General features: G+C 51.4%; 6 protein-coding genes. All 6 read right to left on the reverse strand.

What is annotated here, in order from left to right; all coding sequences use genetic code 11:
* Positions 1-8: 8 nt before the first annotated feature.
* Complete coding sequence (locus ACTJJS_RS30370) at positions 9-434, reverse strand: hypothetical protein (RefSeq protein WP_168873950.1); 426 nt, start codon at positions 432-434, stop codon at positions 9-11.
* Between the two features lie 69 nt (positions 435-503).
* Positions 504-866 (reverse strand): hypothetical protein, encoded by a 363-nt coding sequence (locus tag ACTJJS_RS30375; protein ID WP_440667494.1) that lies wholly within the window; start codon positions 864-866, stop codon positions 504-506.
* 28 nt (positions 867-894) lie between these two features.
* Entirely contained in the window at positions 895-1,431 is a 537-nt protein-coding gene (locus tag ACTJJS_RS30380) for a YceI family protein (protein ID WP_168873948.1), read from the reverse strand.
* A gap of 82 nt (positions 1,432-1,513) precedes the next feature.
* On the reverse strand, positions 1,514-2,584 hold the full coding sequence (locus ACTJJS_RS30385) for a hypothetical protein (protein WP_440667495.1): 1,071 nt from the start codon (positions 2,582-2,584) through the stop codon (positions 1,514-1,516).
* A complete protein-coding gene (locus ACTJJS_RS30390) occupies positions 2,584-9,186 on the reverse strand; it encodes a fibronectin type III domain-containing protein (RefSeq protein WP_440667497.1) in 6,603 nt (2,200 codons plus the stop codon). The genes ACTJJS_RS30385 and ACTJJS_RS30390 overlap by 1 nt, the downstream gene beginning before the upstream one ends.
* A 36-nt stretch (positions 9,187-9,222) precedes the next feature.
* The gene (locus ACTJJS_RS30395) at positions 9,223-14,613 is read right to left on the reverse strand and encodes a T9SS type A sorting domain-containing protein (RefSeq protein ID WP_440667499.1); all 5,391 of its coding nucleotides are present in this window, start codon (positions 14,611-14,613) and stop codon (positions 9,223-9,225) included.
* Positions 14,614-14,631 lie beyond the last annotated feature (18 nt).

Here is a 14,631-nt window from a genome sequence, read left to right on the forward strand (position 1 = left end):
AGTGTTTTTTACCAGAAACTACCGGCGAGGAAGGTCAGCCGGATGAAGGTGATCACGGTTTCGGGATGTAGCACAAAGGTACGGTCAAGTCCCTGTAACTCCTCCTCATCGGCGAATACGGCGAACAGGCCATCTTCGTAGGCCAGCATCGCTGTCTCCTGTGCTTTCGCCAGATCGGCCTTATTTTCATTGTAAATACTGCCAAAGCCCACCTTTCCGGTGCCGGCCTGGTCGGTAATTTGTTCTTTGGAGAGAAAGGGCAAAAGATTTTTCTCTAAAGGTTTGTCGTTATAGGCAGTCACCTGTTGTTTGACAACAGCTGCCAGCAAGTCGCGGAGTGACGGGTTAACGGGCAAATCATCTATGACAATCTTTTGTTTCTCTATCAGTGCATGTTTTCTGCCAGCTTGCCTGGCATTGATAATCAGGTCCATTCTATAGTCTTATCGGTACACAAACAAAGTTCAGTAGCGAAGATAGGAATACCCGCCGAACATCAAAAGTTATTTTTTGACGGTCCACCAGGGCTGTAAAGCCAGCCAGATCAGGGCCGGCAGCAGGTGCATGGGTGCAGCCAGGCCCGGAAAAAGCTCCGGCGCAGGCATATCCAGCGGAAGGTCCACCATGAAAGGAATACCCGCGCTGAGCACCGAAAACAACACCAGCCAGGCGTTGAAGCTGCGGGGCACCGCTCCTTTCCATCGCTCCAGCAGCCAGCAGGCCAGCATGATCACCATGGCAGCCACAATGTTGGCGCTGATGATGGCCGCTACCGGCGCCACCCGGGAGAAATCCACTCCCAGCGCCGCCTGGTAAAAAACGGCGTACCCTGTGGACAGTGCCGCCGCCATAAGACCTGTGGCCATGCCACACCAAAAGAGAACGGGCCGCATATTACCGGGCAGTAACAGGAACGGTTACGGTAAGATGGGTATAGTCGGATTCATCGCCACGGGGCGTGGTAATGCCAAAGTCGCCGCGGTTGACTTTAAAGGCCCCCTGAAATACGCCCTTGTCACCGTTACGCGTGAAAGTAAAAGGAATGGTGAACGGTTTTTTAATGCCATGCATATCGAGGGTGCCTTTCGCATCGTAGCCCGTGGCAGTTTTCACCACTTCGGAAGAAACGAAATGAATGTAGGGGTACTTTTCAGCGTCGAACCATTTCTCGCCACGGGCATGGCGGTTTTTAAGGCCGTTGCCGGTATTGATGGAAGAGACGTCCACCTGCACATCGAACTTTGCCGAAGCAGGATCTTTCTCGTCGAATATGACGGTGCCTTTCATGGATTCGAAGGCGCCATCCGCATACTTACCAGTGAATTTGATGGAATATCCGTTGCTGATTTTCCAGTTTTGGGTGGTGATAAAGGTAAAAGCAGCCATCAGCATTACCAGCAGGGCAGCAGCCGGATAAATAATCTTTTTCATGAGTAACAGTTTGTGTTTCCAGGGCAAAAATAAAGCCGGCTTTGTGACAAAGCCGGCTTAAAGTTACGTGATTTATAAGAGTTTAATTTCGTTCGTAGATATAGAGCACATTATTGCTGTCTGCCACAAAAAGATACTGGTCATTACCGTAAGGCGCCGTGCGGAGCGTGGCGCCGGGGGCCATAGGGACCTCTGTTATCCAGTTTACGGCTTCCTGTGCAATATCGAAGATACCGATGCAGTTGATGGCATGCTGACTACCCTCCGTCATCCTGGCTTTGATGTGAAACCTGTCTTTCGCCAGATGGCTGGAATAGACATAGACACCACTGCCGGCGGTATCTTTTAATGGATGCTGCAACATAGTCAGGCTTCCGGAAGACGCATCAAAGCTGGCGAACATATTGCCCAGGAGTATATATCTTCTGCCACCATAGAAGCCTCCATCTACCGGTCCTGATAAGTCTACCGGCAGTAGATTTCCGTTCCTGTCTGTAAAATGCGTAAGCTCCCGGGTCACATCACCTGTATGGACATCCACTGCTATAACTTTATTGCCGTTAACCACCGCGATCACTTCTTTGTCATTGGCCATCATCAGTTGGTAAAAAGCATGGTCATAGCGGTCTTTGTCCGGCACTTCCGCCAGGTAGCGTGGGTCCAGATCTATAAGTTCACGATGTTCGCCGGTGGCCAGGGAGAGCCGGTTAATAACATTAGGCCGGACCCTGGGACCATCCTTTTTGATGTAATACAGTGAGTCACCCTGTACAATATGCTGAACGCCCAGCGCAATATGCTGTCTCCATACTTCCTGACCCGCAGCGTTTAGTCGCAACAGTTGGTTGGGCCTCACAGACCGGTCGGTAACCAGAAGATCGTCTCCGATCTGAGCGTTAGCGTACCAGCCCTCTCCCATCACTTTTTGTGTACCATCAGCCAGTATTGCCGTCAATGCCCCATTGCAATGCAGGACAGGGTTACCTCCCAGGGTATAGACAGTATGACAATCCTTTAAATTGTCAGCCAGCAACTGTTGCGTCAGGTCTTTTTTGCTGATGGCCCAAAGAGACGACTGCCGCTCAATATATAACAGATCTTCACTTTCATTTATGATGACACACTCACTTTGTTTTTCTTTCAGTCTGTACATTATTCTGCTTTGATAAAATTATAAATAGGACTGTTGACATCTTCTATTTCATCGGCAAAATCCTGCATGTTAATGCCGAACAGCTCCTCCATTTTTGTCGCCCCAAGTCCGGTAGTGCCGGAATTGGTGTACCATTCCCGGTATCTTTCCCTAAACACTGCCTGCACGAGTTGTTTCGCTCTGCTCAACGTGATTTTTCTGCCATCGAAATAATACGTCACATCAGCGATGTTCCTCGCTCTCCGGAAATATGCCGACATCTGGTTACCGAAGTATACCCGTTTGCTGGCATTATTCAAGAAATCCCGTGCAGTGGTGGCGCCCCAGCTTTTGAATTCAAACAATTTCTCCCTGCCTGCCCCTGTGACCTTGATATCAAAGCGGCACTTGCTTCTTACTCCCTCATCAGTCTGATCATCCGCCAGATTGTCTTCATCGCTGCCAGTGAGCCTGTCCAGTTCATCGTCAAAAACAACGGTACCGCCCGCAAACTGGGAAGGGAATGCTCTGAGGATACGCAACTGGAAGGCGGCACCATACACCATCCTGTACGCCCTGGGCTGTTTCAGCTCATCCCAAAGTTTTCCGAAATTGTAATGATCGGAAAAATACTTAAGATCTTTAATATACTCATCCAGGAACTGCAGAATTATTTTAGACGGATTCTTACAGGTATTACAAGGAAGCCCCTTATTGGCCGATAACACGGCGATCAGGCCTCCTGTACGGCCTACGTTATTATTAAAGCCGGGATCAGCCATTGCCTTCCTGACTTCCTCCAATCCGGGATAGTCCATTTCATAATTCCTGGAAACAGCTGCCTTGGCCGCCCTTACCAGTTCCCATGCGGCTAGTAAACCAACATTGATGTCACCCACGTGATTGGTGATATGCTTGACATCACCTGTCTGAATTTCTATCTCTTCCAGGAAATCTCTCAGGTCATACACATCAAAATCTTCATCTAACATATAATCCAATACAGCATTGACTTCAGTTTTCTTCAGATTCGCACATAGTTTGGCAATACCATCCCGATGGGTCATCATTGATTTAACGTACAGTTGTTCAAACTTACGGCAGATGGCTTCATTCTGGAATGTTGTACAGAAATTGCACTTCCGTTTATTCAGTACTTCTGTAACGCCTTCAGGTGTGGCATAGGCAATCCTGGTTTCTCCTTGGGGAAGTGTGACCGTTACAATGTCCGGCTCCGCGTCCGTAACTGCCTTACCTGCGTTAACAGCTTTACTTGCCACAACGTATACTTTAACAGTGGCTTCTTCTGTAAACTGCGCCGGTTTCATTTCTGTTAACAGGCCTAATTCTTCCTGCATTGTTTTGAGCGGCACATGCTCGAGTCTTTGAACTTCCTTCAGCAACGTCTCTGTGCCCAGGCCTTCCACAATTTTGCTTGTTTCCTCCATGGTCAGCACTTCCAGGTCTTTTATGGTACCACTCGGCACGCGAGGTTGCTGTCCTCCGAAACCACGTTTTTCCAGTACAAGGAGGAAATCTTTTACAGACGAACCGGCGGAGGCATCTTTACCCACGTGGAAAATAACGGTGCCTGCCTGCTTTTCAATGTTGGTAACGGTAGATACAAAGCTGGCCCCCCTGCTGTCTAACCCGGCATTAGGAACTTTGCTCAAAATTCTGGAGTCCCTGATAGTATAGCCGGGAGGAGGACCGTCAGGGATGTCGTTTATCGCTCTTTTCCATCCGTCAGCCAGATTGGGAGGAGGAGTAATACCGTTCTCCATGGTGTTCCTGATTTCATTGACAGTATTGCTGATGCGGCGCAACTCTCTGATTTTACCAATGCTCCATACAGAGATGTTAATAGCATCAACACCCAGCGCTGTGTAATCGACGGTCGCTTTCAGTTTGTCCCATGCTTCATAAAAGCCTCTGTACAGTTGGTATTTTTGCGGAGTCATCGCATTCCTTTCTGCCTGAACCATGATATCTGCGGCAGATACCACCGTTGTCACCCTGGACACCACCTGCGATGTCCTCGCCAGTACGGAGGAAATCGCCGACAGCGAAGTGCCGCCAGACTCAGGAGCAGCCAGTACCGCCGCCACTACAGTAGCGATATCAAACACAGTCCTGATCTTGCGATCATTGGAGAAACGTTCCAGATCTCTGTTGATGACCACCGACATATAAGCGGGCACCACTTTCTTTTCACCTGCAGTCACCCCATTTTCATAAAAGTTGGACACGGACATGATGGTCATCGGTTCAAACGGGTCCATTGCCTCGTCGTAAGCCACCGGAATACCTGGTTTGTCGAGGGAGCTGCTGCCCGGCATGTTGAAGGTCGGGTAGACACTTAGCATGCTGTAACGTTGCGTCAGCAATATTTTACCTTCTGAAGAGAGGGACGCGCTTCCTTCCTTGTCAACAGTGTATTCGTAATAGTTAAACACTGGCTTACCACCGGATTTTAATCCGATCAGGTATTCCTGTTCACCTGGCAGATAAGGAATAGAATCCAACCCGAACATGCCCACGTGGTGGTATTTCACGGTAATCGGCACTTTCAGTTCAGTATAATTCTCCTTTATCCAGGGATTGATTTCTTCGAACACTTCCCTCACATTCTCGTAACCTACGCCATTGAACCATTTATTTGCCTCCTGCCACAAAGTGCGCAGCCACAAATACTTGTTGGCCATAACACCCTGCTTCAACAATGCGGCACGGTCACTTTTAGGGGTCGTCCTGAACAGGTCCAGCACAATAAAGTGTCCGTCATTGGAGGTATACCAGGCAGGATCTGTATACCAGTTGTTATTTTGCATCCCCTGTGACAACAGCTGGTTGAGGATATACAACCTGTCAGTCAGGTTCAGCTGCACCATCGCGCAAGGCGAGTAATTATTTTTTATCAGGTCATGAATGAATTCTACTGTTTTTCTGGCAGCCACGGCATCATGCAGTTGCTGATGCAGCTGCGATTTATTATCAGCTATCTTCGCCATTTCAACCAGCGTCTTCTCCCTGATCGTCTGGTACAGTTTATATCCGCCGTCCATTCCTTCAGTAGGCCCATAAACGATCTTGCGAAGCTGTGCTTCCGCCATTGAAATATCCCATTGTTCTCCCAGGCAGCCGGCGAAGGCCAACAGATCTTCCTTCTTCAGGTTGGCAATGGTGTAGAAGGTCATATAGTGGCTCACCGTGCTCTTCTCGTCCAGTACCTCGAGCAGGAAACTGCCTATAGTAGCTTCATCCTTGCCTTTATAGCGGAATGCTACATTACCATTGATAAACGCCAGCCCGGCGGCATCCAGTTCAATCAGTTTAGGTGCCACTTTCTTTCTCTCCAATACAGCTTTCAGGCTGTTTTCCTCTAACACGAAGTCAAGATCAACAATCGAGAAATCGTTTACCCGTACTGGTGATTTAGGCTTAAAGCGGGAGGCATAAGTAATAAACTTGCCTTCTTTTACCCCGAGGAATACGGCGATACCGGTGTCTGCACCCAGCGTTTTGGAAACATCCTCTTTATAGAAGCTTCCTTCCCCGTTCATATAACCATGGAAGGCTGCACTGCCATAGCTGCCGGAATAATGTACCTGTTTAACATCGAACGATAACAGCGCACCCAGCGGCACCAGGTCTTCCGACGGCAGGTTCATATCTACCTGTCCCCTCACCTTGTAGAAAGTCCTGTCCAGTGTAGAAAAGGTAAGGTTGGTGGCATCCTGTGGCAATGTAATCATCGTACCCACAGGCGTGAGGAATGTATAAGTATTGGAAGGTTTGTTGATAAATTCCTCAAATACCTTCACAGTGCCGAATGACACCAGCTGCTGGTCCTGATCATTTTCGAAAATACCCCATACATGGCCCGGATCATGCACCACGTCCCACTGGTATTTCAGCAGCGAGTAACCGTTGCCGTAATCCATGAGGTTATCCGTGCTACGGATGTCCAGCCCGATGCCGGCGCTGAAGGTATGTTCCAGCGTATAGGCGCCGTGACCTGTTTCATGTGCCACCGTACGGCCTACGCTTTCCGCGGAGGCGCCTTTGGCGAAGATGAAACCAAACTGGCTCTGTCGCGGCATTTTACCCTGAAGGTCACCGTCGTTCAGCGCTGCTTCATTTATCACAAACAGATAGCTGGTATTTTTATCTGCCTTATGGTCTTTACTGTAAGCTTTGCGCATGGCTTTCTCCTCTCCGGTAAAACCATTGCCCAGGAAGGAACTATGGCTGTCCTGCAACAGGTTGTCCTTGTTCAGGTCCCATGCAGTGTTATCGCGGAAACTTTCATCCACGGTTACTGTATAGGTGACACCTATTTTTTCATAGGCATCTTTCAGCGCTTTTTCCACAGCTTCCTTCTGCACCGTGGCCCTACCTACAGGAATCAGCACTACCTGCTTTTGTGTAGGCGCATAGCTGGCCACCAGCAATTTGCCCATACTGATGTTTTTGCCACCTTTGGCGTACACCGCATAAATCTCCTGCGCATCGCCCGCAGGGCCGCCGGTAAGGGTGATCACAAATCCTTCCGGTGATGGGGAGGATGGATAAACAATGCCTTTACCGCTGACAAACCTGATTTTGCTGGTATCGATGTCTTTCGCTCCTGATAATGTGGCGATCACCTGGTCCTGTTCTCCGGGCAGGATAGCCTTGGCAGCTACACGGTAACGGCCATCAGCCAGTTTCTCGTAACTGCTGTCCAGCACCGCTTTACCGTAGTAGTTATCTTTCCAGGCATCGAAAGCATACTTGCTGTTTTTACCGGAGAAGGTGAACATACCATTGCTCAGGTCTAACTTATTGAGCGCTGCCAAAGCCTCGGGGTTGCCGGCGAGGCTCTTGTCACGTGTGCCCGCTGACGTTACCTTTCCGTTTTTATCTATGTTGTAAAGGTTACCATCAGTGTCTTCTATCACCAGCGGCAGGCCTTTACCTTTTTCTTTATAGTTGACAGTTTCAGACTGGCCGGTATTGGAGTCTGTAAAGGTGATCGTGCCGTCTTCCGTATTGACTTTGATGCTTTCTTTGGTGAACAGGTGCAATTTCGTCACGATGTCGGGCACCACGTCGCCGGTCTTCACATGGCCTACATCATCTCCACCACGTTGATTTTTCTGTTCATCGCTGATGAATTTATCGATGCCTTCCGTTACCGCCTGCATCTCGCCCCGGGTCACTACCATGTCGGTGTTAACGCCGATTTGTTTGAACTGCACCAGCATACCGCCACCGAATCCGGGGGTGACGATCTTACCACGACCGCTATATACGCCATCACCACCGGAGATGTCGCTCACCAGCACATCAAAATGCCCGATACGGAAAATAGCGCCGCGGGAGGCAGAAGGCAGCGGTGCGTTGTTTTGTGGCGCCTGCAATAATGCAGGGTCGCCGCAGGTGAACGTACGCAGCGGTTTAGTCGTCACCGTTACTACGTCACTGAATGGACCGTAAACGCCGGCCACCCGCCATTGCAGACGGGCTTCATAGCTGCGGTCCGGCTCCAGGCTATGTACATTGACGGCGGTATCAGTTGGAGACTCTGAAGTTTGCCAGTCGAATTCCACACCGTCTTTTTTGACGGCACGGTACTGCACCCTATAGGCTTCTACCCGGTAGGCCGCGCTGGCAGGTGCTGCGGGCCATTGCAGCTTCATGGTCCTTTCACCGGTAGCCTCGCCTGACAGTTTCGGTTTACTTATTTTGTTGGTCTCAAAGGGATTGTTGCCCAGATAGGTAAAACGGCAGCTCTGGCTTAAGCCCTGGTTGCTGAACATATCACGGCCGCTTTTATCGCGTGCCTGCACTATCCAGACGTACTCCATGCTGTCTGTAAGCGCCGGTTCTCCGGGGCCATAGGGGATTGTGGTGTTATCTGTAGTAATGGTATAAATCGGCCGGGTACTGCGTACAATGTAATCCGGGTTGCTGTTTTTCGGTTTGATCTCATAAAGGGAGAAGATATACTCGGTACCACCTCCTTCCAGTGGATTGGGCGTATTGCGGCTGCTCCAGCTGAAAGTGAGGAACTGCGGGTCTCTTTTCTCTACGCGGCTGCCGCAGATGGGCAGGTTCAGCAAAGGAGGGTCGCTTTTCTGGAAGAAAAAGATATTAGCACCGGCATTACTCACCTGCACCTGTGGCCGGCGATAGTCGAAGGCCGTGAAGGTGATGCGGTAAGAGCCTTCCGGCAGGGAGCGGGTGCGCTCATAACTGTCACGGCTAAACCCTCCGCTGAATTCGATGTTGTTGGTATTAAGATAATCAGCCAGGTCGGTGCCGCTGATGATGGTAGGCACCCCTGCGCTCAGGGTGAGCGGCCGTGGCGTGAAAGCCGGTGCTGTACGCATGATCAGCGCGCCGTTCCGCTCCACTGTCATCTGCAGTCTCACATCGTAGGACGGTTTGGTCAGGTCGTTCTGCACCAGGATGACCCGCAGCTTGTCACTTCCCGGCACCACATAGTCCGGGAGGTAAACACTGTACGGCGGGATAATCTGTGTGCTGGCAGTAACAGGGTACTGCTGCGCTGCCGCCGTCTGACAGATACAGATCAACAACAGATAACTCAATAAGTAACGGAATAGGTTAGGCATACCGCGGATGCTGATTATAATAGTTGATAAAATGTTTTAATGACTGATAATGAACCGTACGTCCCTGCTCTCATTTTCGGTGACTACCCGCAGGATGAAGATGCCGTTGTTGACACTGCCCAGCGCGATACGGTCGTCTATCTGCAAGGCAGGGCTATAAGGCTGCTTCACAAGGATACGCCCGTTCAGGTCGAAGACGGTCACCATCACCTGCTGTTTACGTTTCAGTTTTATCTGGAAACGGAAATTGCCGTCATTCGGATTTGGCGACAACATCACGGTATCTATCACGGAAACGGGCACACTGTATGATGGCCCGGCAAGCGGGTCGTAGGCGTTGATCTGGATATCTTTGCGCACCTGATAGGTACACTCCCCGAAAGTGGCTTTCATGGCCACCCAGTAAGTGCCTGCGGTGGTAAAGCGGACCAGTGGTGTACCGCGGTCATAGCCCAACAGAATCGCCTGCGGGTCGAATGTCCAGCTGACCAGGTCCGGCGCCGGGAGACTGATCTCCTTGATCACCAGCGTATCGAAAGCATTTTTCCGGGATGCTACCAGGAAGTTGACGTCCGGCTTCACATTTCGTTTAGTGATGGTAGTTGTACCGGTAGCGCCGCAACCGCGGGCATCCTGAGCTTTGAGGGTATACGCTCCCGCCGGGAGGTTGGCAAAGCTGTTGCCCTCCACCCAGGCGCCGTTGTTCAGTGCATACTGGTAAGGCCGGGTACCGCCTTGCACAATCGCTTCCACCGTACCGTCATCTACACCGTCGCATATCTGCGAACCGTTGACGGTCAGGCCCAGTGCCGCCGGTTGCGTTACCTCGTAGCTGTAAGACTGGCCGCAGCCTTTGCCGTCCGTCACTTTGACGGCATAGTTGCCCGCGGTGAGGCTTTGCACCTGCGCGCCGCTCACCCCTGCGTTATTCCATTGATAGTTGTAAGTGCCATCGCCACCGGCCGGTTGCAGCACGATAGCGCCGTTAGCTTCGCCGTAACAACGTACTGGCGTCACCGTGGCCGTGGCGGTTACCGGCGGATACATTTCTTTCACCGTGGTAACTATGGTTGCTGTGCAACCGTTCACATCTTTTACCGCCAGGGTGTAATTACCTACCAGCAGGGAGCTGAATGTTGGCGACGCCTGCGGCGCGCCGTTGTTCATCGTATAGGCGTAAGGCGTAGTACCGCCTGTTGATTGCAGCGTGATGCTGCCGGTAGGTATACCGCCACAGGCCAGATGGGTAATATCGGACACCGTGAGCGATACCGGTGCTGCCGGCTGTTGTAGTATTATATTTTTAGTGATTTCGCAACCGCGGCCGTCTTTTATTTTCACAGCGTAACTGCCTGCCGCCATACCGGTATATTGTGATGTCCCCGTATAGGCGCCGCCGTCAATGCTGTACAGATATCCCTGGTATCCGCCATCGTTGCCACCGGAAGTAATGAAGCTGAAAGCGCCGTCCGACAGGCCGAAGCAGGATATCTGCCTTCCGTGGAAGTCAGAAATAGTGGCTGTTGCTGATAAAGGCGCTGCAGGCTCGGTAATGGTTATCACCCTGCTTACAGCAGAATAACATCCGATGGCGTCCTTCACCCGGATGGTATAGTCACCCGCACCCAGAGGCGTTGCATTGGCAAAAGCCGTATAGGCGCCACCGTTCAGGGCGTATTCATTTGTCAGTTGGCCGCTGCCGCCATGGGCCTGTACAGAAATAGCGCCAGTCGTGCCAAAACAAATAATATCGTTGCTGGTAATATTATCTACAGTAATAGCAGGGTTGACGGAAAGTACCTGTACTGCCAGCGTGTTACCGCAGCTATTGGCATCCCGCACAGTGACGGTATAATTACCCGCAGTAAGACCGGAGAACACCGGCGTGGCCTGCCAATCGGTGCCATTCAGGCTGTATTGCAGGGCACCTGTGCCGCCACTGCCCGCCACCGTAATGCTGCCGCCCGGAATAGCCGCGCAACGTACATCCTGTTTGCTCACCAGCTGTATGGTCAATGCCTGCGCAGATTCGGTAAACCTGTAATTGAGGGTGGCGGTACAGCCGCGGCCGTCTTTTACGGTGAACATGTGCATGCCCGCTTTGATACCTGTTATCAGGAAAGCCGGGCCAAAAGCGCCGTTATCTATTGCATACGTATAGCCGTTGTAGGTAGCGCCATTACCGCCGGTGGCGGTCAGTTGCACGGAACCGTTGTCTCCACCTGCGCAGGAAATATTATATCCGTTGTAGTCTGAGAATACACCGGAAAGGGCCAGCGCTGCCGGCGGTGCGGTGATAGTAAGCTGTTTGTTGTAAGTCAGGCTACAACCGTGGTTGTCTGTCACTTTTAGCGCATACACGCCGGCATTCAGTGCGGCGCCGCTGGTATAAGGTTGGGCGGTGGCCCAGTTATCTGTACTGAGGTGGTATTGATAGCTGCCATCACCACCGGTGGCGTTCATGGCAATACTGCCGGTAGTGTTGAAACATTGTATATCCGTTGCCGTAACGGCCGTAAAGGCCAGTGCCGGGTACTGATGAAGGACCGTCAGCGTGGTGTCTTTAGTACAGCCGTTGGCATCTGTGATATGCAGAGCATAGTTGCCGGCCGGCAGGTTGGTTGCTGTAGCGCCAGTGATGTTGGTACCGTTGATCTGCCAGCGGTAAGGTGCCGCGCCGCCCATGATATTGGTGGTGATGCTGCCGGTAGACTGGCCAAAGCAGGTCACATCCTGCTTAGTGGCGTTGACGCTCATTTGTGGCTGCGCCAGCGTTATGCTGCCGGAAGCCTCACAGCCACGGGCGTCTTTTACGCTGATAGCATAGGTACCAGCGGTTAAACCGGAGAATATGTTTGACGGTTGATAGGCGCCGTTGTTCAGTTTATATTGATAACCCGTATAGGCGCCACCGTTACCGCCTGTTGCCATGACGGTAATTTTACCATCTGCCGCACCGTTGCAGGAAACCTGGAATCCGTTGTAGGCCGACAACTGTGTGGTAAAACCCAATGCTGCCGCCGGCAGGTCCACATTATAGGCATTGGGCAGGTCCAGCGTGCAACCTTTACCGTCTTTGATACGGACATGGTAGCTGCCGGCCGTATGTACCCTGCTGCCGGGTGTAAACGCCGTATAGTCGGTCCCGTTCAGGGTATAAAAATAAGTATAGGTATTATCTCCCCCGCTGGCGGAGATATTAATGGCAGCACCGTCTGCCAGGCAGACCGCCGGCGTGATGGTTACTCCGCCAGACTGTAAAGCAGGAAGTTCGGTGATAGTCACCACACCAGACTGTACAGAACAGTTGGTGGATTTAGTGTCGGAAACGGTTACACGGTAGGTGCCGGCACTCAGTGCATCTATTTTGGTATCGCTGTCAAACCAGAAAGGATTGGTGGTCCAGACGCCGTTTTTCAGTTGTTCCCATTTGTAGCTATAGAGTCCCGATCCGCCACTGGCCAATGCTTTCACGATACCGTCCTGCGCGCCGTTGCAGCTGATATTGCCGGGTTGCAGGCTGACTTGCAGCACTGGTGGTTCTGTGATAGTCACCGGTTGAGAGGTCGCGTCGTTACAACCGGCCACATTATTTTGTAGGGTAACAGTATAGGTACCGGCGGTCAGTCCGTTAAAAGATCCCGTACTGTTGCTCACCGTGGGCATACCGGTGCGTTGCAGCAGAAACATATAGCTACCCGAACCGCCGCCAGCGGAGTATTTCAGCGAACCATCACTTCCACCGGAACAGGTGACCATATTAAGTGCATCCTGTGTTAACGTCAACGGGGGTACGGCGTTCAGGCTCACCGTATTAATCCAGCCGGTGCAGGTGGGATAATCCATGTTCAATATTTCCACCGAGTAGTCGCCATTGGCCAACCCCGAAAAGGTATAGTTCCTGGAAGTGGTGACAGCGCTCTGTTGCAGCAGCGCAGCACCTTTATACAGCTTGTACTGATAGTTGGTAATGCCCGGATCAGCCACAACACTGATACTACCATTGCCTGGAGAGATGCAGGTAGGGTGTTGCGGTGTCAGTTGGCCTTTTACCTGTGGCGGCTGGGTAATGGTGGTAGCGACGGTTTTGATAGCGTTACAGGTGCCGTCTCTTACTTCTGCCACATAAGAACCGGCAGGCAACCCCGTCCAGTTCATAGTGTTGGCGGCAGCCCGTTGCTCTGTACGGAAAATGTTACCGTCTTTTTTCAGGGTGAAAAAGTAACCGGATAGAGCGCCGTTGCCATCTGCAGCCGTCACCGCAATGGCGCCGTCGCTGCCGCCGAAACAGCTCACATTTGTAGTCGTGCCCAGGCTTTCTGATAACTCCGTTAATTCAGTCATTGTCACAGGTACCGGTGTAAAACAGTTCCCGGCATTAGCGGAAGGATTGATCACCCATAAAGTATATTCACCTTTAGGGATATTAGTGATGGATATCCCTCCCGCTACCGGTACTTTACCCTGGCTCCAGTCCTGCTGGTCGCCACAGGTAGACACCGGACCGGACAAACCGGGATCACACGGTATATTGCTGGTCCCTTTGCGCAATATCCAGCGCATCTCCGTAAAGCCGCTGGTAATAGCGCTGGCAGGCAGTGTCACGGTCCCATTCGTTTGTCCGGGACAGTTAGGTACGACAGTCAGTTTGCCGCCATCCACTTTAGGTGCCGGCGGCTGGAAAGTGATCACTTTCGTGCCCGGCGAATAAGGAGAATAACACAAAACGTTGCCGTACTTAATTCTGGCACGGCAACGAAAAGTGATGTTAGTTGTCCCTGCGGCGATCTGCGGGAACAATTTTACCGGGATGAACCGGTATTCGTAATACGTAGTAAAACCATATTCTGAGGGAGGTAAATCTGTCCAATCGTTGGGCTGTCCAAGGCTATACTGCCATTCCACGGCCATTTCGCCCAGGTTAGGAATGGGAAACAGGTCCCAGTTGCCCGGTGATGTAATACTGGTGAGCTGATCACCACAGATATTATTGGAGGCTGCACCCACGGCGTTAGGAGCTATCATCACATACATCAGCTTCACCTGATATCCGTTCTTTGACACATAGGCCTGCGGGAAGTCCCGTCCCGACTGAATCCATGCCTGGTCTACCGGATAACCGTTCTCCAGTGAAAAAGCCTCCGATGCGGCGCCATTAATATAAAAGTCTAACTGAGGTGTATAATTGGTCGTCCCTTTGTAGGTGCTCCCGCTACCGATAGGCGAATTACCAACAAGCGGGTACCTGTCGGGATTACCATAAATACCCATGGCCAGTGTACCACTGACAGGCGTTGTATTGCTGACGTTGAGGTAATAGGTAACCGGCTGGGGCAGTAAAACGTTTTCATTGATTTGACTGTACACTGACTGGCACAGCCCCTGGAGGAAGGCGTTTAACAAAAGGTATAGGCAGATCTTTCTCATGAGCGGGGGCGGTTTCCG

The organism is Chitinophaga sp. 22308 (assembly GCF_052045305.1).
GTDB classification, from domain to species: domain Bacteria; phylum Bacteroidota; class Bacteroidia; order Chitinophagales; family Chitinophagaceae; genus Chitinophaga; species Chitinophaga varians_A.